Consider the following 550-nt stretch of genomic DNA (forward strand, 5'->3'; position numbering starts at 1 on the left):
CCTCGAGAACTTCCAAGGTGGCGCGGCCAGAGACCGGATCGGAGCCAGACCGGTTAGTCAGACAGTCCAGTCACAGACCCTAGAACGTCGCTGGGTAGCTTGTTGAGACTGGTATGATGGTGATGGGGCAGGCCGGGCTCTTCAAGGGGCGACACTTCACGTCCGAGGTGATCCCGTGAGCACTGCGCTGGTACCTGGTGTTTCCGATCAGCTATCGCGATCTCGCGGGCATGTTGTCGGACCGGGGCATCGCGGTCGACCGTACGACCCTGTTCCGTTGGGTGCAGGCCTATGCCTCCAGGCTTGAGCACCGGGTCCGGCGCCACTTGCGGCCGTGCACCGGTTACTGGCGGGTCGACGAGACATACATCAAGGTCAAGGGGTCCTGGACCTACCTGTATCGAGCGGTCGACAGCCTCGGTCAGACCATCGGTTTCCTCCTATCGGCCCGGCGGGATGCCGCCGCGGTATGGCGCGACAATCTGGGTGCGAGCAGCGCGGCAATCAGGGTGAGAGTCTGAAGCTACGGCGGGTGGATGATTGTCGCGGC

The 550-nt window shown here is 63.3% G+C and carries 1 protein-coding gene; it reads left to right on the top strand.

Annotated elements, in window-relative coordinates:
* Positions 1 to 182: 182 nt before the first annotated feature.
* Complete coding sequence (locus tag EBE87_RS28575; protein ID WP_120641342.1) at positions 183 to 521, top strand: DDE-type integrase/transposase/recombinase; 339 nt, start codon at positions 183 to 185, stop codon at positions 519 to 521.
* The last annotated feature ends 29 nt before the right edge of the window (positions 522 to 550 follow it).

Origin of the sequence: Teichococcus wenyumeiae (genome assembly GCF_003696345.1) — a bacterium.
Lineage (GTDB): Bacteria > Pseudomonadota > Alphaproteobacteria > Acetobacterales > Acetobacteraceae > Pseudoroseomonas > Pseudoroseomonas wenyumeiae.